This is a genomic window from Nostoc sp. S13 (assembly GCF_029379315.1).
Classification (GTDB): domain Bacteria; phylum Cyanobacteriota; class Cyanobacteriia; order Cyanobacteriales; family Nostocaceae; genus Nostoc.
In genome coordinates, this window is record NZ_JAQYWQ010000013.1 from 64534 (window position 1) to 86281 (window position 21748).

The following is a 21748-nucleotide window of genomic DNA, read 5'->3' on the forward strand; positions in this document are numbered from 1 at the left end:
TGAAAAAAGGGTGGGAGATTTTGGTAATGTTTTAACCGCGATGATTACGCCGTTTAAAGCGGATGGTAGTGTCAACTATGATGTAGCGGCAGAACTGGCGGCGCATCTAGCTAACAACGGTACAGATACATTAGTGATGTGCGGCACAACAGGAGAATCCCCAACCCTAAGCTGGGATGAGGAATACCAGTTGTTTGTCGAAGTATTGCAGTCCGTGGCAGGAAAAGCTAAGGTGATCGCAGGTTGTGGTTCAAATTCCACCAAAGAAGCGATCGCTGCCACCCAAAAAGCGTCTAAGATAGGAGTACATGGTTCCTTACAAGTTGTTCCTTATTACAACAAACCGCCACAAGCGGGATTGGAGGCACACTTTCAGGCGATAGCACAAGCCTGTCCCGACCTACCATTGTTGTTATACAATGTCCCCAGTCGTACCGGACAAAACCTTCAGCCAGAAACAGTTGCCCGGTTAGCTGAAGTTAGCAATATTGTCGGAATTAAAGAATCCACTGGTAGTATAGATCAGGCAAGCGAAATTCGTCGCTTGACACCAAAAGAATTCCACATCTATTCTGGTGATGATTACATGACTTTGCCCTTGTTAGCGATCGGGGCAAAGGGTGTGGTAAGTGTGGCTTCTCATCTGGTAGGAAACCAACTACAGCAGATGATCCAAGCTTTTAGTGCGGGGAAAATTGAGGTAGCCAGCGAGATTCATCTCCAACTCTTCCCGTTGTTTAAAGCTCTATTTCTCACTTCAAATCCCATTCCAGTGAAAAAAGCACTGAAACTTCAAGGTTGGGAGGTAGGTTCAACTCGTCTGCCGCTATGTGAACCTGATTTAGAAGTCAGTCAAAAGTTAGAAGCGGTTCTGAAAGAACTAAGTTTAATCTAGCCACCAGCTGATTAAGCGCTGATAATCTGCTCCTTGCCAAAGATACATATAAACAATGATCATAATTGTTCATAAGCTGCAATTTAAAAACCTGTGCTAGGACTGATAGATATACTATGAATCCTTGAGTGTACAGTCGATTTTATTGAATAAAAAATTGAAATCTTCAATTAAAACTTGATTGCTTTGGGACTGACTTAACAGACAGATGATGTTGTCTTAAATAGAAGTTCGTTAACTATCAACTTAATTAACCACAAGTAACAATCTAAGGAGAAAATGGCTAAAAACGAAGCTAATAATTCCGCCTTGAAAATTATTCCTTTGGGCGGTTTACATGAAATTGGGAAAAATACCTGTCTTTTTGAGTATGACGATGAAATTATCCTCTTAGATGCCGGATTGGCTTTTCCCACAGAGGCGATGCATGGAGTAAATATTGTTCTGCCAGATACGACCTATCTGCGGGAAAATCGTCACAAAATTAAAGGGATGATCGTTACTCATGGTCATGAAGACCATATTGGCGGGATTGCTTTTCATCTCAAGCAATTTGATATCCCTGTGATTTATGGGCCAAGACTAGCAATGGCAATGCTAGAGGGTAAATTGGAAGAAGCAGGAGTGCGCGATCGCACAGAAATCAGAACTGTTCTACCCCGTGATGTCGTGCGGATTGGCAAAAACTTTTTGGTGGAATATATCCGTAATACCCACTCCATCGCTGATAGTTTCACTGTTGCCATTCATACTCCCCTTGGTGTAGTCATTCACACAGGGGATTTTAAAATTGACCATACCCCAGTGGATGGTGAAAAGTTTGATTTGCAACGCCTAGCAGAACATGGCGAAAAAGGCGTTCTTTGCCTTCTAAGTGATTCAACTAACTCGGAAGTGCCAGGATTTACACCTTCTGAACGGTCAGTTTATCCCAATCTGGAAAGAGTATTTAGTCAAGCCACTGGGCGATTATTTGTCACTACCTTTGCTTCCAGCGTGCATCGCATCAACATGATTTTGGATATCGCCAAGAAGCAAAACCGTGTAGTGACGATTGTGGGGCGTTCCATGCTGAACTTGATTGCTCATGCCCGCAATTTAGGTTACATCAAGTGTGACGATAATCTGCTGCAACCATTGCACGCAGTCCGCAATCTACCTGATGAGAGAGTACTAATTTTAACTACAGGTTCTCAGGGTGAATTGATGGCAGCAATGACCCGCATTGCCAACAAAGAACATCCTCACATTAAAATCCGCCAAGGAGATACCGTAGTATTTTCTGCTAACCCAATTCCCGGAAATACGATCGCTGTAGTCAACACCATCGATAAGTTGATGATTCAGGGAGCGAAAGTAGTTTATGGTCGGGATAAAGGGATTCACGTCTCTGGTCACGGCTGTCAGGAAGAGCAAAAGCTGATGATTGCCTTAACTCGACCCAAGTTCTTTGTGCCATTTCACGGCGAACATCGGATGCTAGTGAAGCACGCAGAAACGGCTCAAAGTATGGGTATTCCCGCAGAAAACATGATCATTATTCAGAATGGTGATGTTGTCGAACTGACTGAAGATTCTATTCGCGCCGCTAGTAAAGTGCCATCTGGTATAGAACTGGTGGATACTACTAGTTCGGGTATGGTAAGTGCCAAAGTTTTACAAGAACGGCAACGTATGGCTTCAGAGGGCATTATTACGATCGCAGCTGCCATTGATTGGAATGGTAAACTGTTGGCAAAACCAGAAGTTCACCTCCGAGGTGTAGTCACAAGTGTAGAGCGATCGCTCCTGCAAACCTGGGTAAAACAACGGATTGAAGAAATCCTCACTGTGCGTTGGTCAGAATTTGCTGCTGGGGAAGGTGAAGCAGCAGATATAGACTGGGGTGGATTGCAAGGTACTTTAGAACGAGAATTGCAACGTTCCATCCGCCGAGAATTGCAATGTCAGCCATCTGTGACTTTGTTGATGCAAATTCCTGATGAGCCGCCTGTGAAAGTTGCTGATGGAAGAAGACGGCGGACTCGGACTGCTGCTCAGGTAGCATCATAGGGTAAGATAAAAATTTAACGCAGAGGCAACGCAGTGGCTCCCCATCAGCGATTGCCGCGCAAAGACGCAGAGTTTTTCTCAAAGTCTTTGCGCTTTGGCGTGAGATAGGGTCTTTTATGATGGTAAAGAACTTGTCTATAGTTCTTGGAGGTGATCGCTATGACTAAAACACCAATAAAAATTACTACTCTTGAGGAATACATCAATTTTGATGATGGCACAGACAAGCGTTATGAAATTGAGGATGAGGTGCTGGTAGAAATGCCTCCTGGTACTGGCAAACATGAGGCGATTATCACCCTACTCTTAGTTCGCTTTTTTTTAGAAATTCAAAAAATGGGACTGCCTTTACAACCGCGCCCTAACGGTACAGAAGTGCTGACCAATAAACAACTTAGAAGACCTGATATTTGTGTAATTACCAATGAACAGGCAAAAAGTATTGAGACTACCTCGGCTATTCTCAAAACTGCTCCACCCCTTTTAGTTGAAGTGGTAAGCCCTGAATCTATTGACCGGGACTATAATCAAAAAACCTCTGAGTATGCAGCTATAGGTGTGGTCGAGTATTGGATTATTGACCCCTTGGAAAATAAAGTAACTGTGTGTTTGCTAAATCAGTCCAGTTACAAGCAAACTTTGTTTATGGGAGAGGAACGGATTGTTTCTCTAACGTTCCCAGAATTAACCCTGACAGCCCAGCAGGTGCTTTCAGCTTAAGCTTATTTGACAAAAAAATACTGATTAGACTTATCCACAAATAAACCTCAAAATAGCTGAAACCCTTACATAGCTGGCTTTTTAGCTTATATAAAACAGGAACCTCTAAAACCCTCTCCAGAGCTAGGTTTCAGCCAAATAAAGTTCTCATTTCCGGATAAGTCTATTGATTGCGATCGCCTAAACCTGAATAGCATCGGTTGGCATTAACTACCATCATGCTCAAGAGGAGAAATACGATGGTATTGGCATCAATGGACTGTTATGCCTCCTGCAAATTCAAAACAGCCAGCAATGAACAGGACGCGGCGACGTCGGCAGGTGGGAATACAGAGAGGAAAAACGCCTACTAGGCTATTACCAATATTTATACTTAGCAAAAATAGTTGCAGCAAGACCTTATATTAAGGTTTGTAAATGCTACACTAAAACCTATTGAATGACAGATGTCTTTACTAAAATCTTAAGTATGTCAAGTTATGAACAAGATCATAATATTACACTACCGATCCCCGGAAAATTGGGATTAACTTGACGTAGTAATAAATTAAGTTCTGACTTAAGTGGCGATTGAGGTATTACATTATATCGCAGTCAGAACGCGATTCTTCCGGTAAAGGTCGTCGCCACGTTGTATATATTCATCAAAAAGGTGAATAGCCTCAATTATACAGGGGATTAACCATGAAGGTATTCGACATTACCACAAAAAAGATTTTTCTGGCAAGCTGGGTATCAATCAATCAAGCAGAGACTAGTGACCATAAAATAACCCAGCTAAATCCTCCTGTTTCCAAGCCTAACTGGGATATTCTCCAACCCCTACGGCAGCAGATAGACAGCATTCAAGTCCGCGATCGCCAAGTAGCTCACCGCTTGTGCAAACTGATTCCATCTCAGTGTCCCTTTGAACGAGATGTCAAATTATTTGGGAAAACTCTGTTTCACATTCCGCCCATGTGCAAGCTTAATCCCTTATATGAAGAAGTGGTTGGTTTACGTTTCCGAGCAATGTGCTATCTAGCCGACGATTGTGGCGAAGATGTGTCGCAGTACTGCTAATAGAGAGTGCTTTAGCGGATAGCTAGGGTTTAGCCCGTCCTGAAGGAAAAGTGAGGAGTGATGAGTGAGGAATTAAAACTTCTAACTCCTAACTCCTAACTCCTTACTCCTTACTATTAACTCATAACTATTTTTTTACTATATTTTTTTGCCATTTTTGGATAGCATCCTGAGCATCTTCGTAAGCGCCTGTCTCCTCTGGTACTAAAGCAGCGGTCGAAATTGCGGCATTACGTTCTCCTTCGGCGGCGCGACGCTTGGCCAAATCTAAAATTTTCTCGCTCCAGTTATTGATCGATTTTTGGGCAGTATCGAAGCCTGGTTGACTTGGTGGTACTTTCTTGGCAACTTCGATCGCCCGATTGTAGGTAGATGCCTGTCCAGACTTAATCAAGGCATTAGCTGCATCTAAAAGAGTTTTGTTACTCACATACTGCTTGCCCTCTAGCCGCCACAGGTTAATTGCTGCTTGTGCTTTGGCATAGGGGGCTTCATCTTTGGTGATTAATCGAGCGGCAGCAATAGCGCTAGCATACTGTCTTTGCTTCGCACGACCATCTGCTAAATCTAAAATCATTTGGCTCCAAATCTTAATATTCTCCTGAGCTTGTTCGTACAGTGGTTCACCGGGTTTAATTTTCCCGGCTGTAGCGATCGCCATGCTCAAATCGCTGGCCTGAGTTTGTCTGAGGGACATTTTCGCCAAGTCTAATACTGCTTGATTCCGCTTTTTTGACTCGGAACTAGAGGCTATTTGGGCGCTAGATTGATTGTTGAGTCTAATTGGTGGAGTGACATCGCTTGGTAAATTCTGGATAACCTGGCGATCGCTAGCAGTAGCATTGGGTGATGTGTTTGATATTTGCTTAATTCTAAAAGTTTCTTGATTACGGAGAAAAACTACGGCAATTAAACCTGCTACCAGCAAGCTACCTCCGCCCCATAAGATAAACTGTTTCCAAAAAGGGATACCCGGCTGATTCGATGGCAATCGAGAGACGTAGGCTTGGGAGGAATTGGGGATAAATCTTCCTCTGGTATTAACTCCCAAGGAAGTTTCCGACATTGGCTGGGAAACTAAGCCGGTAGCCGACTCCTGGACTTTTTGAGCTTTAGATTTCTCGACCTTGTGAGCCTTCACCTGTTGGGAGGAGTTCACAGTAGCTTCTCCCCATCTACCCCGATCTGCTGAAGTTCTAGGGTAATCGTCGAGAGGGGGAGCCGCAAGGGCAACAGCAAAGGATTCTTCTGGATAAATCACCGATTCTGCTTGAAAGTCACTTTCCATTGCCAATTTTGGCAAGATTACTTGCTGCCTTGATGGGATGATAGTGGCAGGGTTTTGGACAGGATTCCAGTGGTGTTGACATAATTTTGGCATGAGCAGGCTTAGGTAGCTTTCTAAATCTGCCAAGTTGCTGCCATTGCCAGAACGCAAAGCTTCTAACAAAGCTGCTGTAAAGAATCCATGACCTAATTCGCTACTTTCATGGGAAAATTGCTCTGGTTGGCAAGAAAGAATTGTCGCCAGTTGCAGCTCTTGGGCTAGTTCTATTGTTTCTTCACCAACGGGAGCATCCGCTTGGGTGCCAAAAGCGCGGTTGATATCGAGTATTAGCAATACATTTAGGTCAGCAAGTTGCAGGCTTTGCATTAGCGATCGCAATTCTATGCCAGTCTCTGGCACGAGTTCCGGGTTGCCTTCTGCTGGCATTAAGTAATCTTTGCCTTTGTAGTTGACCCCATAACCGCTAAAGAATAACCACAGATAGTCTTCCGGTTGCCAACTTGTCGCTGCCAAATCCTCAAGCAGCAGCAGAATATTCTCCTTCGTCGGATAGGTGGATCTATCCCCAATCGGCGGCGAAGTATCTGTCATTAATAGGCAGTGTTTGGGGACAAAACCTGCCTCTGTCGCCAAAAAATTCTCTACTGCCTCAGCATCTGCTTGGGCACAACTTAAAGGTTGAAATAACTGATATTGATTGATGCCAATCGCGATCGCCCAGTAATTTGCCATCCCGCTCTTTGTCAGTTATTGTTTGCTGGTCTTAAAATTGCGGTTGGCTTTGCCCAAAAAACAAAGCTAACCTATGTCTTGTAGTCTAGGTGATTCTGATCGAATCTTCAGCTAGAATGTAATTTTTATTACGTTATTTGTTCGGAAAATACTTTCACCTAATTTCAATAAAAAATCATCACTAAGGAGATAGAAGGTCATGAGCAAGATTTCTGCTCACCTACCATCATCGATCACTCCCTTTTCAGTTATTAGCCAAATTGCCAGAAGAATCCGGATAGTTCCTTTAGTAGTTTTGCTCATATCTACTGTTCCTGCGTGGTTTTTAACGGAAGCGATCGCACATAAGGTTGTGCAAGCTTACACCGCTAGAGTTGATCTAGCTATTGACCGCCTGCCAGATGAAAACTACGAAACCGTTCTCACCAGAGCGGAAGCAGCCGCTAGGGCAGCTGCTCAACGGAGTTTCGACCAAGATATCTTGGTGACAGATGTTTCAATCATTGTGTCCGTACAAAATTATGGATCGATCGCACCAGTTCTGACATTAGAAGTCAGTCGTCCACAATGGCGATCGCGCCCTGATGCTCAAATTTGGGCTACTTACTTCAAAACTGCGCGATCGCTACTTTTCTTTGAAAAAAAGCCGACAACCTCTAATACAGTTCCAGCAGCTAGCAGTCTGTCAACCCCAAAATAGCGGGTTTAGTATTGATCGACATCCAAAGAAGTCCGTAGTTGCTTCCCGCAGGGTGCGCCGGTGTCCCCACTTCAGTCTCAACCGAATCAATTCAACTTACTTATTCCTAACTCAACTGTTGTCCTTAGCGTCAATGGATGGCCTAGAATAAGAAGGTTGTCAAGAATCGCGATACCTGCTGACATGGCTGTTCCTAAGAAGAAAACTTCAAAATCAAAACGAGATAAACGTCGAGCTACCTGGAGGCATAAAGCCGTCGTCGAAGCTCAGAAAGCTCTCTCTTTGGGCAAGTCAATTTTGACTGGACGTTCTACATTTGTCTATCCAGCTGCTGAAGAAGAGGAAGAAGAATCTTGAAGAAGAATTCAGAAGTCAGAATTCAGGAGTCAGAATCAATCAGTCGGGGATTCAGACCCGCGACTTTCTTGTTGACCACAAAACAAGAAAATTTGGTGGGGGTCTTAAACCCAATTATTCATCCACCAGTCGTACAGAATTCATTCTGTATTCTGACTCCTGACTCCTGAATTCTGTTCGATAATTTCCCAGTCAGGAAAAGCATGAACAGCACCAATAGATTTGATGGTCAAAGTCACCAATAAATCTTATTACCACTGAATAAACGCTTTTTCTTAGCTTTCCTGATTGGATTATGAATAATAGATACTCTACACAAACTCATTAGATCAAAAAAATTGGTAGTGAGTAATTGGGAACATCCATTACCCATTACCTATCATTGATGAGTAATGATCAAGTAATCGTATAAAGAGTATTTGCAAAAAAGTTTGTAAATATCTTGAGAAAACTTATTTTTCTCCAACTATGCTAGGAAAATTTTTTCAGAAACCAGGCAAGGAAGAGGGCGAACGCGTCCCTCCTGGTCAACACTTAGCTAAAGGTTTCCCCGTCTTAACTTACGGTGCAACTCCCCAAGTCAGCATTGAGGAATGGGAGTTTCGAGTTTGGGGTTTGGCAAAACCTGCTACCTTTAGTTGGTCAGACTTTATGGCGCTGCCTCAACACGAATTCACAGCAGACTTCCACTGTGTAACGCGCTGGTCTAAACTGGATGTCAAATGGACTGGTATTAAAGTGGCAGATTTCATGGGTCTGATTGAGCTAGACCCCAAAGTAGCCCACATTATGGAACACTGCTACGGTGGCTACACTACAAATATTTCTATAGAAGATTTTATGCGCGAAGAAAACTTCTTTGCCTTTAAAGTCTTTGGTGAAGCCCTTCCATCTGAACACGGTGGGCCGATGCGGCTAGTTGTACCCCACCTCTACGCTTGGAAAAGTGCTAAGTGGATTAATGGTTTAGAGTTTTTAGCTGGTGAAGAACTTGGTTTTTGGGAACGCAATGGCTACCATCGCCGTGGTGAACCTTGGGCTGAGGAGCGTTACAGCAACGCTTTTGGATTTTAAAAGTTAGGAGTTAGAAGTGGAGGCGGAGACGCTCCGCCTCCGGTTAGGAGTTAGGAGTTAAAAATTCATAACTCATAACTTTTACTTTTAACCTAAAAGTTTCTTGATTAGCGGCAATTTGCCCTCATAAGGAGCGTATCGCCATTTTAAATCCAGCCAAAAAGAATTTTTCAATACACTTTTATCATGGGAAAAAGTATCAAAACTAGCTTTGCCGTGATAGTTGCCAATACCGCTATCTCCTACCCCACCAAATGGTAAAGACGAGACACCAACCTGCATCACCGTGTCGTTAATACAAACTCCACCAGATGAAGTTTCCTGCAAAACTCGCTTTTGCAGGTTTTTGTTTTGAGAAAATAAGTATAACGCCAAGGGTTTAGGTTTAGAGTTAATCAAAGCGATCGCTTCTGCAATGTCAGTATATTCAATGATCGGTAGAATGGGGCCAAAAATTTCTTCCTGCATAACAGAATCTTCCAAAGAGACATTATCAATCACTGTGGGGGCAATATAACGCTCTGAAGGTTGAGTTTTTCCACCAATGAGAACTTTACCATCTTTGAGAAAGTTAACCAATCTATCAAAGTGTTTTTGACTAATAATCCTGGCATAATCAGGACTATTTGCGGGATTATCACCATAAAATTCTTTTAGGCATTTTTCCAGCCCATCTATTAAATCTTTTTTGATTTTTTTATCAACTAAAAGATAATCAGGGGCGATACAAGTTTGTCCAGCATTAATAAATTTGCCCCAAGTAATTCGTCTGACAGTATGCTCAAGATTAATGTCATTATCTACGATACAAGGACTTTTACCGCCCAATTCTAAAGTAACTGGTGTAAGATATTTTGCTGCTGCTGCCATGATGATTTTGCCGACGGCTGTACCACCAGTAAAAAAGATATGGTCAAACTTTTCTGCCAATAGTTTTTCACTTGCTTCCACGCCTCCTTCAACAACTGCAATATAAGCGGGGTCAAAATGTTTGGCAACAATTTTAGCGATGATACCGGAAGTATGAGAAGCAATTTCTGAAGGTTTGATAATTGCACAATTCCCGGCTGCGATCGCACCTATTAACGGTGAGATAATTAACTGAAATGGATAGTTCCAAGGCCCAATAATTAAGACAACCCCTAAAGGTTCTGGATAAATTCTCGCTGAGTAGGAAAAAAAATCAAACGAAACGGCTGCTTTTTTGGGCTTACTCCAGATTTTAAGATGTTTTATAGCATAATCAATGTCCTTAATTACGCCGATTTCTGTAAGGTAAGTCTCCAATTCTGGTTTATGTAAATCCCCTTGTAATGCCTCGACTATTGACTGTTCATGCTCAATAATTGCTTGCTTGAGAGTTTTGAGTTGTTCAATGCGAAAATTGACATCTTTAGTTTTGCCAGTTTGAAAAAACTCTCGTTGATTCTGGATAATAAGACCAATGTTAGATAATTCAGTAGTAATCATTGTTTTGTCCCTTAAAAAACTATTTAATATTAGCGTTGCTATGTCGGCAGATTTAATTCGTCACTTTTTCGGGTTTGACTTTCTAATTTTAATATTTACTTTAAATTATTGGTAGAAAGTAGTAATTTTATAAATTATGAATTATCAGGGTAAATCATTCCATATTTTATAAATGGTAAGTTTCTCATGTTTTGGTGGGTAGAAGCACAATAAATACACTACCTTTGCCCAACTCCGAATTAAGCAGAATAATGCCTTGATGTGCCTCGACAATTCGACGAGCCAGGTACAGTCCTAAGCCACTACCAGAACTCTTATGACTGCCTTGGCGAAATCGTTCAAATATGGTGGCTTGTTCTTCAGGGGGAATACCTGGGCCTGTATCCGCTATTTCAATTCTAATGTAGTCAACCGAATTGGATTTTCCGGAGAACTGAGATTGACTACTTTTGTCGAACTGGCGTTGAGAAGTAAAACGAATAGTCACAGACCCAGAATCGGTAAATTTGATCGCATTGCCGATCAGATTAGTGAATAGACGATGCAATTCCAAGCGATCGCCCATCACTGTGTTTGTGCTTGATTCCGAAGTTTTGTCTAGATTAATGGACAGTGCTTTTTCTTGAGCTAGGGGTGCTAATTCTCCATTCACCTCCTCTAGCAATCTTTCCAAATTAACCGGTTGAAATGCTAAAGTTTTGCGACCTGCTTCAAAGCGATAAACTTCCAATAAGGTATTGACCATAGAAAGCAGGTTGATATTGCTACGGGCCATGATGGCGATTACTTCCTGCATTTGTGGTGATAATGTTCCCAATGCACCTTGCTGAAATAGCATCAACATGCGATCAGCGGCCACTAAGGGAGTGCGTAAGTCGTGGGTGAGGCGGGAGACAAAATCTTCTCGCTGGCGGGCAATTTCATCACGTTCATCCATACTATGCTTCAAGCGTAGGAGCGATCGCACTCGTGCCAGTAATTCATCTACTGTTACAGGTTTACGGATAAAATCATCAGCACCCAAGTCTAAACCGTGGGCGACATTGGGCGCGTCGTGGGCAGTGATCAGCAATATGGGGATGTATTGCGGCAATTTCATCTCTTTGCGAATGTGTTTGGTGACTTCGTACCCGTCCATACCTGGCATCATCAGATCCAGCAGAACCAAGTCACAAGGAGAAGCTTTCAATTCTGCCAAGGCGGAAATCCCATTTTCGGCGGTACTAATCGTGTAACCTTCCTCCTCCAAAATAGTTTTGATCAAAAACACGTTATCAGGAGAGTCATCAACAACCAGAATTTTGTCAGAGCGAGAAGATTGTGAAGTCATATAGATGCAAGGTACGGGGTAAAAGTAAATTTTTTAGGAAACTGGTTTATTGGTATAGTTTTTTAAATAGTACTTTTAGGTAAACCCCCTCCCAAGAAAAATTGTTTACCAATAAATTTATATAAATGTATTTTCAAAACTACTTTACTTACCTTTTTAACAAATAGCCACAAACTAATTGAATTATGGCTCGTAAACTTCTAGAACTGAATACAGAGGATAGCAGTACCATTTTAGTTACCAAATGTATCAGTAGGTCGTGTATCGGCTACTAGCAAGTTGTTTATAGAAAAGTAGAAACTAGCTTCGATTCCGTAAATTGCAAGAATATAGTCAAATTTGTCAAAATTTCTGGATATTTATCCGACTATGCCAACTTTGCCAGCAGCCAGCAAAAGCGCCAGATTTTTCATTAGCTACCGCAGCCAAGATCCAGACTTGAGCCTTGCCCAGAATTTTTATGAAGCCATTAAAGCTGCTGGACACGAAGCATTCATGGCGGGCGAGAGTATTCGTTTGGGAGAAAAATGGCCCCAGCGCATTGATGAAGAATTAAAACTGTGTGATTATTTTTTGTTGCTGTTGTCTGAGCGATCGGCAATTAGCGAGATGGTGACAGAAGAGGTGAGACAGGCCAAAGAGTTACAGGATAGCAGCGATCGGCATAAGCCAGTGATTTTGCCCATTCGTGTTAAATTCCCTTGGAGTATGCCACTGAATTATGATTTGCGGGGCTACTTACAACAGGTTCAACAGCGAGAGTGGAATTCACCCGCCGATACTCCCAGGATTTTACACGAAATTTTTAGTTTACTGGCAGACGGTGAGAGTAGAAGAGTGGAAGATTCGGAAAATGGGGAATTGAGAGACGAACAATTATTTCCGCTCATCGCCTCATCTGCTCATCCTCCTTTGCCAGTTGCAGAACCAGTATTGCCTGATGGACAGGTGAATTTAGCTTCAAATTGGTCTGATTTGAGGGGTTTGTTAGATCCAGAACCATCCCCAGAACTGGAATTTCCGTTTTTTGATAAAGCCTTTTATTCTAATTGTTACAAGGAAGTAAATAGGCCAGGAGGATTAATTCGGTTGAGAGCGCCTTTGCAATGGGGTAAAACCTACTTAATGAGCCAGATTTTGGATTATGGAACTCAGCAAGGCTATAAAGCAGTACGAGTAGACTTTCAAGAGCCAGAAAAAAAACTGTTCAATACTCCGAAGCCTTTCTTGCAATGGTTTTGCACCAGCATAGTCAGAAAATTAAATCTACCAGATAAACTGGCTGAGAAGTGGAAAAGTACAGTGAGTAACAATATAGACTGTACAAACTACTTTGAAGAATATTTATTGCCAGCAATAAATAGTCCGCTCGTTTTGGGATTAGATAATATTGATGTCATATTTTCCTATCACATAGCTAGTGATTTTCTTGCATTACTACGAGCTTGGTACGATAAGCGCACAACTAACCCTATTTGGAAAAAGCTCCGTTTGGTAATAGCCTATTCTAAAGAAGATTACATTCCTAGAGATAGAAATCGATCGCCGTTAAATGTCGGGAAAGGTATTGAAATACCAGAGTTAAATCGGCTACAGGTGCAGAATTTAGCACAGCGCCTCCAACTTCCTTGGAATGGAGAGCATACAGTTTAGGTGGAATAAATCAGCGATTTTTAAATATAGTAATTGCCAATGATGGCAGCGATCAAACTCAAGCTCAAAAAGTTGCTGGAGAGTTAATTAAAAATCAAAATATTCTAGGAGTTATTGGACACTATACTAGTCCAAGTAGTCAAGCTGCACTACCTCAGTATGAGAGCGCTGGTATAGCAATGATATCTCCAGGAAGTACAAGTACCTCACTAAATAGCAGAGTATTTTTTAGAACAGTACTTTCTACTGAAGTGAATGCTGGGAAGTTAGCTGATTATGCTAAGAATCAAAGCTATAAAAGAGTAGTTATTTTCTACAATCCTGATGATACTTATAGTAAGAACGTAAAAGAACAGTTTGAAAGCTTATTTAAAGATAACAATGAGAAAGTTCTACGTACTATAAATTTGGCTGATGCTTCACTGGATACATCTGCCGAAATTTTAAAAATTAATGAACAAGATAAAGCAGATGCAATTGTTCTATTTCCGAATACAGAGTTAACTTCTGTGGCACTTGCAATTGCTCGCGCTCAGGGAAGCAAAAAATTGCCTCTGCTAGGAGGAAATCCTTTGTATAATCAAGACACTTTAAAATCAGGTGGAGACGCTTTTGAAGATTTGGTTATATCTGTAGATTGGTTTGCAGAAGAGAAAAATTCAAAAAAATTTGCAAAAGAAGCTAGGAAAAGATGGGGAGGACAAATTAGCTGGCGCACAGCTACAGCTTATGATGCAACTCAGGCTTTTATTAAAGCTATATCTATGTCTAACAATCCCTCTCGCCAGACTGTTTTGCAAAATCTCAAATCTAATAATTTTAATCTTTCACCAACCGAAACTTCAGGGTATCCACTCCATTTTGATGATAGAGGCGATCGCCAACAAGAACCTGTTCTTGTCAAAGTAGTAAGAGGTCGCGGCGGGCCTTTTGAAAGCGGATTTATATTTGAACAGGTTAAAGATGAAGATATCAAGCAATGAAGAATTTATCAAGGGTAAATTCATTGCTGGTAAGTTTTTAATTCTTACCTCAAAACAAGCGCTCGCTCCCATTACACAATTTGCACTGACTGAGTGTTAATTTATGTTAAATTAATTATCACTTTTTTGACGCGGATCTTCCTGAGCAGGATGCCAACCAACTTGCACCCAAAGCCGCCGAGATTTTTGAATGAACCCGTTACTATGATATTTATCATTCGTATCAAGTCGATCAAGTGACTTTAACCATAGTATAATAATTACGTTAGCGTTCGCGTAGCGTCTCGTAGAGAAGCGGTAGCGAGTCATCAAGCGTCATTACGAATTACGAATTATTTTGACTTCTTTCCAAGGACTATCGTAATCAGTAAGTTGCTCGGTCATGAATTAAAACAAAAAGTACCTCTGTGCCATTGGTAAAACTGTCGCAGGTTCACAAATTAGCAACTCACCATCTGCCCTGACTTCATAGGTTTCTGGATCTACTTCAATGTGGGGTAGTGCATCATTCAGCTTCATATCCCGCTTACTCAATTGGCGTGTCCCAGAAACTGCAACTGCTACCTTTTGTAAACCTAGCTGGCTAGGAATTTCTTTCTCTAAAGCTGCTTGCGAAACAAAAGTTAATGATGTGGCATGACGGGCACCAGCAAAACTACCAAACATCGGTCGCATATGCACTGGTTGCGGTGTGGGAATACTGGCGTTAGCATCGCCCATTTGCGACCATGCAATCATTCCGCCTTTAATCACTATCTCTGGTTTCACCCCAAAAAATGCCGATCGCCACAAACATAAATCTGCTAATTTTCCCTCTTCTACTGAACCCACATATTGAGCAATTCCGTGAGCGATCGCCGGGTTAATAGTATACTTAGCAACATATCTTTTTGCCCTAAAGTTATCTGCTTTTTGCTCTGTTCCTTGTGGGTTAAGAGTTCCCCGTTGTACCTTCATTTTGTGAGATGTCTGCCAGGTGCGAATTATCACTTCGCCTACCCTTCCCATTGCCTGAGAATCGGAAGAAATCATGCTAAATGCGCCTAAGTCGTGCAAAATGTCTTCAGCAGCAATGGTTTCCCGACGGATGCGAGATTCGGCAAAAGCAACATCTTCAGCGATCGCTGGGTCGAGGTGATGGCATACCATCAACATATCTAGGTGTTCATCTAAAGTGTTGACAGTGTAAGGACGTGTGGGATTGGTGGAAGATGGTAGAACATTGGCTTGGCTGCAAACTTTGATGATATCTGGTGCGTGTCCGCCGCCTGCGCCTTCAGTGTGGTAGGTGTGGATGGTACGGTTCTTAAAAGCAGCGATCGTATCTTCCACAAATCCAGCTTCGTTCAGGGTATCAGTATGAATCGCTACTTGCACATCATATTCATCGGCAACACTGAGGCAAGTATCAATTGCTGCGGGTGTAGTTCCCCAGTCTTCATGAAGTTTTAACCCCATTGCACCGGCGGCTACTTGTTCTACAAGTCCTTGGGGTTGACTGGCATTACCTTTACCCAAAAATCCTAAGTTGACGGGAAAAGCATCAGCAGCTTGCAGCATTCGGTAAATGTTCCAAGGACCGGGGGTGCAGGTAGTGGCATTTGTACCCGTAGCTGGGCCAGTACCGCCACCAATCATAGTGGTAATTCCAGAAGCGATCGCCACTTCAATTTGTTGGGGACAAATAAAATGAATATGGGCATCGATACCGCCAGCAGTAAGAATCATTCCTTCACCAGCTAAAGCTTCGGTTCCGGGGCCAATAATAATATCTACATTATTTTGAATATAAGGATTTCCGGCTTTACCAATTTTGAAAATTTTGCCATCTTTAATGCCGATATCCGCTTTGACAATACCCCACCAATCGAGAATTAAGGCATTAGTAATGACTAAATCAACAGCACCATCGGCATTAGAAATGGGAGATTGTCCCATTCCGTCTCGAATGACTTTACCGCCGCCGAATTTCACTTCATCGCCGTAAGTGGTGAAATCTTGTTCAACTTCAATAAATAATTCTGTGTCTGCAAGTCGGATGCGATCGCCTACTGTCGGCCCGTATGTTTCGGCATAGGCGCGGCGATTCATTCTGTAACTCATTATCTCATTCCTCTTAATTTAAAATATCTAAATCAATTCCTAATTCAGTTCTCCATTCTAATAAAGGTTTATCCCAATGTTCTTCCCACTTTTGTGCTAATAATGGTTTTGCTTTTGAACCCATTGTGTAGCCGACAGCTATCTGTTCTAATAAATTAGGGAGAACATCTGGCGATTTGACGAGAATGGATAAATAATAACCCGCCTCCTACCAAAAAAACAGCTAAATTTCTGCGGGTTTGAGCTAATTTAAAAGCTTTAAGACCTAATTCTCCCAGTCCATCAGTCTTAAAACCTGTAACTACATGCCAAATATCATGAGTTTGACGGCTGCGTAACAGCACATAACTCACATCGTCTTCTACTTGTATTTGACGATAAAAACTGGGGTCAAAACCAGATTTTTTAATATAAAACGCGTAAGCATATCCTAATGAGTCTTCAGGATATTGCAGCAATACTTCGATATTAGGATTTGGTGCAATATAACGTTCTTGAATCAACAATAATACTTCCGGTTTAGTTTTTAACCACTCAACAGCTAGTAAACTCGCCTGAGTGTAACGCAACTCATCTTCCAGATTGTAAATATAGTCTAGATTAGTTGGTTCTCTAAACAGACACACCATTGATTTCAATATAGTTTTAAAATCACGGCTGATGCGTCGCTGTTCTGGTATTAACATATAAAATCCTCAATGAATGTCTGACTCTATTTTAGATTAGTGGCAAGTTTCCGTTAATTTTAGCGTTGAAGCCGTAGACTTGGCGGCTACCGACTAAGGGGACTAAAGTCACTTCTTTTTCGTCGCCTGGTTCAAAGCGGACTGCGGTTCCTGCGGGGATATCTAGACGCATTCCTCGCGCTTGTTCTCTGTCAAAATTTAAGGCGGTGTTGACTTCATAAAAGTGATAGTGGGAACCGACTTGTATGGGGCGATCGCCTGTATTTGACACTTGTAATTTTACAGTCGGACGACCAACATTTAGTTCGATTTCACCTGCTGGTGTGACAATTTCTCCAGGAATCATAATTTATTTTTCCAAATTTAAATATTTTCTAAGAACTGGACGAAAAGTCCAAAAGCTTGAGGACATTGTTCTGCAATGTCTTCATATCTAGCATTTCCTAATATTCTTGCTGCATCTAGAGTGCCTTTATATTTCTTGCCACATCTTCTAAAAATTTCCTCTACAATGTTTTTAGGTGGAATATTATGATTTTGCTCTTCAACTGGTCTTGTCCATGTTCTAGCCAGAGAATTAACACCAAGTACGCTGATTAATTGGGATTCGGCAGCTAAAATTAATGCTTCTAAATCATATTTAAAGCAAAAAACTCTAAAACGCTCTATTAAGCGATTATCAGTAATTCTTTTAGATTGTAATACTTGATTAAAATTATCTAATATCCCATTTTCTAATTCTTGAATAGTTTCATGGTCAAATCCTACATTTTGAGGATATAAGTCTGGCATTATCACCACAATTGTAGTTGGATTATTCCGAATAATATCTACTGCTTTAGTTGGTGTCTTTGTCAGTAAATCTTTCTTAGCATTCCCTCCTCTATCATTGTTACTTCCCTTAACAGGAAAAAATTCGATCCTGATACCCTGTTCTAATTTTTCCTCAATCAAATGTGATAATAATGCTTCCATTGCATTCTTATCAGATGTGCCTTCTACATAAATCTCAACTTTCATGGAAGTCGCTCTAATTCATCACTACGGTGTAACTGTTCTATTTCATCTGAGCCAAAATCATTAAGCATATCTATTAAAACTTGAGAATTTCCAGGTTTAATAAACTTTGCTTCCCCATTTTCTTTTCTGAGTACAGCAATTTGAGATATGTCAAATTGAGTTAAGAAATAAGAAGCATGAGTAGCCAAGAAAATTTGGGTGCGTTCAGAAGCTTTTTCAAATAAACCAGCAAGAACAGGAAGCGTTCGAGGATGAACGCCTTGATCTGGTTCGTCGATGCAAATTAAAGAGGGTGGATTTGGCTGCACACAAAGACAAATCCAACAAATTAGACGTAGAATACCGTCTGATAAATCAGCAAGGCTAAGGTCTTGATCAATTCCTGATTCCTGCCAAAAAGCTATTACTTCTCCTGGACCACCACGCGCTTTTACTGTCAATTCTTTAAAACCAGGAATTACAGAACGCAAGTGTTGTTGTAGCTCATAAAAGGCTGATTCATGTTCATTTTTTAAGAAAAACAAAATTGAACTTAAATTGCCTGCATCTTCACGTAAAACAGGTTCTTGTTCAATCAGAACTGATTTACTAATTTTCTGATTTGCTATATTAAAAGAACTGTAAAACTTCCAATCACGAATATATTCACGTAAGTTATATAAATCCTCAAGTGATGGATTTGTCATTACACTTAAAGCAAGCTGATTAGGCCGCTTTAGCGCAATCTCTTGCTGTGCAAATTTTTTGGTGTCAGGGTCTTGAACAACACCTTTATTACCTTTAATATCCATATATATATATGGATTAGTGTATTTATCACTAAAAGGTTTAGATGATTCTACACGTTCATAGGAAACTTGAGTTCGACCAACAGGCCCCATGAGTTCCCCTAAATATCTAATCCCAACTGGACGACCTGTATCAATTTCTATATCCCATTGAAACTTAGCTGGGCCTGGAATATGAAAAATCTGTTGACCAATAGAATCAGGAACTATTTCTGCTGGTATATCTTGAGATAAACTTTCTCGTAAAAATCTCAGAAATTCAAACAAACTAGATTTTCCAGCACCATTAGCACCAACAATAATTTCTAATGGTTGTAATGGCGCTTCAAAATTTCTAAAAGGTCGATAACCCTGAATTTTGACTGATGTTAATCGGTATGGTGATAGCATCTCGTTACCTTTATTTCCCTAATTTTCTCTTTCTCCTATATTAAGTTCTTTTTCTTTAACGAATTGGATTATGTACTGTTACTAACTTTGTGCCATCAGGAAAAGTAGCTTCTACCTGTACTTCATGCACCATTTCAGGTATCCCTTCCATGACATCATTCCGCGTCAATAGAGTTGTACCATAACTCATTAATTCAGCTACAGTTTGCCCATCTCTTGCACCTTCTAAAATGGCAGCAGAAATATAAGCGATCGCTTCGGGATAATTCAGTTTCAATCCCCTTCCTTTACGTCTTTCTGCTAATAAAGCAGCAGTAAAAATTAATAGCTTATCTTTTTCCTGCGGCGTAAGTTGCATTCGTACTTCCTCCTCTGTGGTAGCCTGCGGCAAGCCGCTACTCGTCTACGTTCAAACCTGCCACACTCTTGGTATACAATTACCACGATTCAAAGAAGAAACTCGCAGCAATTGCCAAACATTAATAAACCAGTTTCTCACCTCAGATGTGGAAGAACCGCGATATCGACACAATAATCCATGTTGTAATCGGCTAACACCCGCTTCTCCTTCCCCATTCCATAAATTTCGGGTTTTTTCGACAATTTCTGCGGAAACTGCACTACCAACCCAAACTAGACTACCTACAATTGGTTTTCCAGCCAAGCCGTGGGGACTGTGGAAAATGTCTTCGCTACCCCGTAACCATTGCCGATCAATCCATAAAGGAACACCTTGCTGCCAAATTTCTGTGTGCGATCGCCATTCTCCAAGGTAAAATTTTTCTCCTTTAGCACTGCGACCAAATCGGGTAATTTCCCAGCCTAACCAACTGCCCTCGGTTGCTAATTCTACCCGTAAATCTTGCCGATAAATTGCACCGTTAAATAAAATTGTCTCTTGCGGCAACCATTCTAAACAACCACCAGCATCAACTTGCATTTGGATAGTTTGCCTAGCTTGTAAGCCATTACTACGATATATCTTGCTTGCAGCAGCTGTGGTGATTAAGGCTTGGGCTTGGGGTTGGAGGTGGATGTTAGAGGATAAGCGATCGCCTCCCACAACTCCCCCGGCTGTATGTAAAATGACGCTATGACAAACTTTTTCACCTTCTGGGTAAAATGGGCGTTGTACCTTCAGGGGTGCTTGTTGGTGATTGTAAATTAATTGGGTTTTACCCTGGCGATCGGCATAGACTAATTTAAGTTTGCCATGCCAACCTTCTGCTGTTTCTGAGTTGCAAGTCATTTATAAATTCAAAAGTAAAGTTCAGAACCCTTGTATTTATTTAATACATTCTCTGCTACTTTACCTACAACTTATCATTATTTTTTCGCCAGGATTACATAATCATCTAATGTATAGTTTGACTGATGCTTCTGACCAAAATACTGTTGGAGTATTGGAGTCATATACAGTTTTTTAGGTAATTTATCTTGAGCAAACTTAGCAAAATTAGCACCGGACAAAGGTGTTCTTGAACCTGTTGAAGTTAGATATTTATACCAGACTAACTCTAATCCCAGTTCTGCCAGAAATTTATGCACTACATTTTTTTCTTGTTCTTGGTTTTCAACTTGGTGAACATCATAAATTTTGAATAATTTTTTATCTTGCACAATTAGTAGAACATAACCTGAATTTTTTAAGCTAGTGGTGAATATTTGCTTGTAAGTATTATTAGCTTCAACCCTCTTAGCTGGATCTGCGAATAAGCAGTGGGAAATTACGATAAAGTCAAAAAAGTCTTTGGGTAGATTATTTGATTGAGTTTCCCAAGTAAAAATATCAGTAGTAACAAAGCGGAAGTAAGCATTTACTGTGCTTAGACGCGACTCTATATATCGTCGCCAAAACTGAAGTCCACGAAACTGAAAAGCATCTTGTTTTTATAAAGAGTAGTAAGATATGTGCATTTGCGGAATATGAAAAAAACCGCTACTACTTTGGAGAAATAAAGCTAAACCATAAGCAACTGTTCCTGGCCCTGCTGCAATATCAAGGATATTAACCTTACTTGGTAATAAAGCATCTTGGTAAATCAGAAACCAAGCTAAATATATGCAATATACATTTTCTAAAAAATACTTCATAAAGTAGACATGAGGAGTTAGACTAAAACGATAGTCTGGATCGTGTCCAATTTTTAAGTTATTAATATCATCAAAAGCGTCTTCTAGCTTAATAAATAACTGTTTATCAGGAATCTTACTAAATTCTTCTTTGAGATATTCAACTAGCCTTGATTCAAAATCATCAAATATCCGTTCATCAATACCAGTAGATTGCAGTTTATATTGATCGTGTTGTATTAAATTAAAAACTTTATAGATATATTTAACGAATTCCTCATCTGGCATTAATATTAGATTAGCTTTTTCCTGGGATGCAGGGTAAGCTCATCTAATTTGGTATAAATAAAACTTGACAAATCGAAGAAGATA

General features: G+C 40.8%; 21 protein-coding genes. 9 read left to right on the plus strand and 12 right to left on the minus strand.

Annotated features, from left to right (window positions below; genetic code table 11):
• Positions 1–10: 10 nt before the first annotated feature.
• The 4 genes from dapA to PUQ00_RS06985 all read left to right on the plus strand — a co-directional run bounded on the left by dapA (position 11) and on the right by PUQ00_RS06985 (position 4729).
• Positions 11–895, plus strand: coding sequence for a 4-hydroxy-tetrahydrodipicolinate synthase (gene dapA / locus PUQ00_RS06970; RefSeq protein WP_300414515.1), 885 nt, complete (start codon positions 11–13; stop codon positions 893–895).
• Positions 896–1174: 279 nt separating this feature from the next.
• Positions 1175–2947 carry a ribonuclease J gene (locus PUQ00_RS06975; RefSeq protein ID WP_300414517.1) on the plus strand — a complete coding sequence of 591 codons (1773 nt, stop codon included), beginning with the start codon at positions 1175–1177 and terminating at the stop codon, positions 2945–2947.
• Between the two features lie 159 nt (positions 2948–3106).
• Positions 3107–3667 carry a Uma2 family endonuclease gene (locus PUQ00_RS06980; RefSeq protein WP_300414519.1) on the plus strand — a complete coding sequence of 187 codons (561 nt, stop codon included), beginning with the start codon at positions 3107–3109 and terminating at the stop codon, positions 3665–3667.
• A 684-nt stretch (positions 3668–4351) separates the two neighbouring features.
• Positions 4352–4729 carry a Mo-dependent nitrogenase C-terminal domain-containing protein gene (locus PUQ00_RS06985; protein WP_300414521.1) on the plus strand — a complete coding sequence of 126 codons (378 nt, stop codon included), beginning with the start codon at positions 4352–4354 and terminating at the stop codon, positions 4727–4729.
• 127 nt (positions 4730–4856) lie between these two features.
• On the opposite strand, the gene PUQ00_RS06990 is transcribed toward PUQ00_RS06985, so the two are convergent.
• Positions 4857–6749, minus strand: a complete 1893-nt coding sequence (locus tag PUQ00_RS06990) for a caspase family protein (RefSeq protein ID WP_300414522.1) — start codon at positions 6747–6749, stop codon at positions 4857–4859.
• A 199-nt stretch (positions 6750–6948) separates the two neighbouring features.
• On the opposite strand from PUQ00_RS06990, the gene PUQ00_RS06995 reads away from it, so the two are divergent.
• The 3 genes from PUQ00_RS06995 (at position 6949) to PUQ00_RS07005 (ending at position 8880) form a co-directional block, all read left to right on the plus strand.
• On the plus strand, positions 6949–7449 hold the full coding sequence (locus PUQ00_RS06995) for a hypothetical protein (RefSeq protein ID WP_300414524.1): 501 nt from the start codon (positions 6949–6951) through the stop codon (positions 7447–7449).
• A gap of 183 nt (positions 7450–7632) precedes the next feature.
• Entirely contained in the window at positions 7633–7806 is a 174-nt protein-coding gene (gene rpmF, locus PUQ00_RS07000) for a 50S ribosomal protein L32 (protein WP_094328804.1), read from the plus strand.
• Between the two features lie 468 nt (positions 7807–8274).
• Complete coding sequence (locus tag PUQ00_RS07005) at positions 8275–8880, plus strand: sulfite oxidase-like oxidoreductase (RefSeq protein WP_300414525.1); 606 nt, start codon at positions 8275–8277, stop codon at positions 8878–8880.
• A gap of 87 nt (positions 8881–8967) precedes the next feature.
• Here the strand turns inward: PUQ00_RS07005 and PUQ00_RS07010 are convergent, their stop codons facing one another.
• Together PUQ00_RS07010 and PUQ00_RS07015 are read right to left on the minus strand one after the other, a co-directional pair.
• Positions 8968–10350 (minus strand): aldehyde dehydrogenase, encoded by a 1383-nt coding sequence (locus tag PUQ00_RS07010; RefSeq protein ID WP_300414527.1) that lies wholly within the window; start codon positions 10348–10350, stop codon positions 8968–8970.
• A gap of 184 nt (positions 10351–10534) precedes the next feature.
• Positions 10535–11680 carry a hybrid sensor histidine kinase/response regulator gene (locus tag PUQ00_RS07015; protein ID WP_300414529.1) on the minus strand — a complete coding sequence of 382 codons (1146 nt, stop codon included), beginning with the start codon at positions 11678–11680 and terminating at the stop codon, positions 10535–10537.
• 339 nt (positions 11681–12019) lie between these two features.
• On the opposite strand from PUQ00_RS07015, the gene PUQ00_RS07020 reads away from it, so the two are divergent.
• A complete protein-coding gene (locus PUQ00_RS07020; protein ID WP_300414531.1) occupies positions 12020–13333 on the plus strand; it encodes an AAA-like domain-containing protein in 1314 nt (437 codons plus the stop codon).
• On the plus strand, positions 13309–14316 hold the full coding sequence (locus PUQ00_RS07025; RefSeq protein WP_300414532.1) for an ABC transporter substrate-binding protein: 1008 nt from the start codon (positions 13309–13311) through the stop codon (positions 14314–14316). The genes PUQ00_RS07020 and PUQ00_RS07025 overlap by 25 nt, the downstream gene beginning before the upstream one ends.
• Before the next feature lie 387 nt (positions 14317–14703).
• On the opposite strand, the gene ureC is transcribed toward PUQ00_RS07025, so the two are convergent.
• The 9 genes from ureC to PUQ00_RS07070 form a co-directional block, all read right to left on the minus strand.
• Positions 14704–16419 carry an urease subunit alpha gene (gene ureC, locus PUQ00_RS07030; protein ID WP_300414534.1) on the minus strand — a complete coding sequence of 572 codons (1716 nt, stop codon included), beginning with the start codon at positions 16417–16419 and terminating at the stop codon, positions 14704–14706.
• Between the two features lie 155 nt (positions 16420–16574).
• Positions 16575–17105 carry a Coq4 family protein gene (locus PUQ00_RS07035; protein ID WP_300414536.1) on the minus strand — a complete coding sequence of 177 codons (531 nt, stop codon included), beginning with the start codon at positions 17103–17105 and terminating at the stop codon, positions 16575–16577.
• 31 nt (positions 17106–17136) lie between these two features.
• The gene (locus tag PUQ00_RS07040) at positions 17137–17451 is read right to left on the minus strand and encodes an urease subunit beta (protein WP_300414538.1); all 315 of its coding nucleotides are present in this window, start codon (positions 17449–17451) and stop codon (positions 17137–17139) included.
• Positions 17452–17468: 17 nt separating this feature from the next.
• On the minus strand, positions 17469–18125 hold the full coding sequence (locus tag PUQ00_RS07045) for a DUF4276 family protein (protein WP_300414540.1): 657 nt from the start codon (positions 18123–18125) through the stop codon (positions 17469–17471).
• Entirely contained in the window at positions 18122–19303 is a 1182-nt protein-coding gene (locus PUQ00_RS07050; protein ID WP_300414542.1) for an AAA family ATPase, read from the minus strand. The genes PUQ00_RS07045 and PUQ00_RS07050 overlap by 4 nt, the downstream gene beginning before the upstream one ends.
• A gap of 55 nt (positions 19304–19358) precedes the next feature.
• Entirely contained in the window at positions 19359–19661 is a 303-nt protein-coding gene (ureA, locus tag PUQ00_RS07055; protein ID WP_300414544.1) for an urease subunit gamma, read from the minus strand.
• 51 nt (positions 19662–19712) lie between these two features.
• Complete coding sequence (locus PUQ00_RS07060; protein WP_300414546.1) at positions 19713–20552, minus strand: urease accessory protein UreD; 840 nt, start codon at positions 20550–20552, stop codon at positions 19713–19715.
• A 77-nt stretch (positions 20553–20629) separates the two neighbouring features.
• Positions 20630–20923: a hypothetical protein gene (locus PUQ00_RS07065; RefSeq protein ID WP_300414549.1), complete on the minus strand. Its 294-nt coding sequence runs from the start codon at positions 20921–20923 to the stop codon at positions 20630–20632.
• 270 nt (positions 20924–21193) lie between these two features.
• Positions 21194–21664: a hypothetical protein gene (locus PUQ00_RS07070; protein ID WP_300414551.1), complete on the minus strand. Its 471-nt coding sequence runs from the start codon at positions 21662–21664 to the stop codon at positions 21194–21196.
• Between the last annotated feature and the right edge of the window lie 84 nt (positions 21665–21748).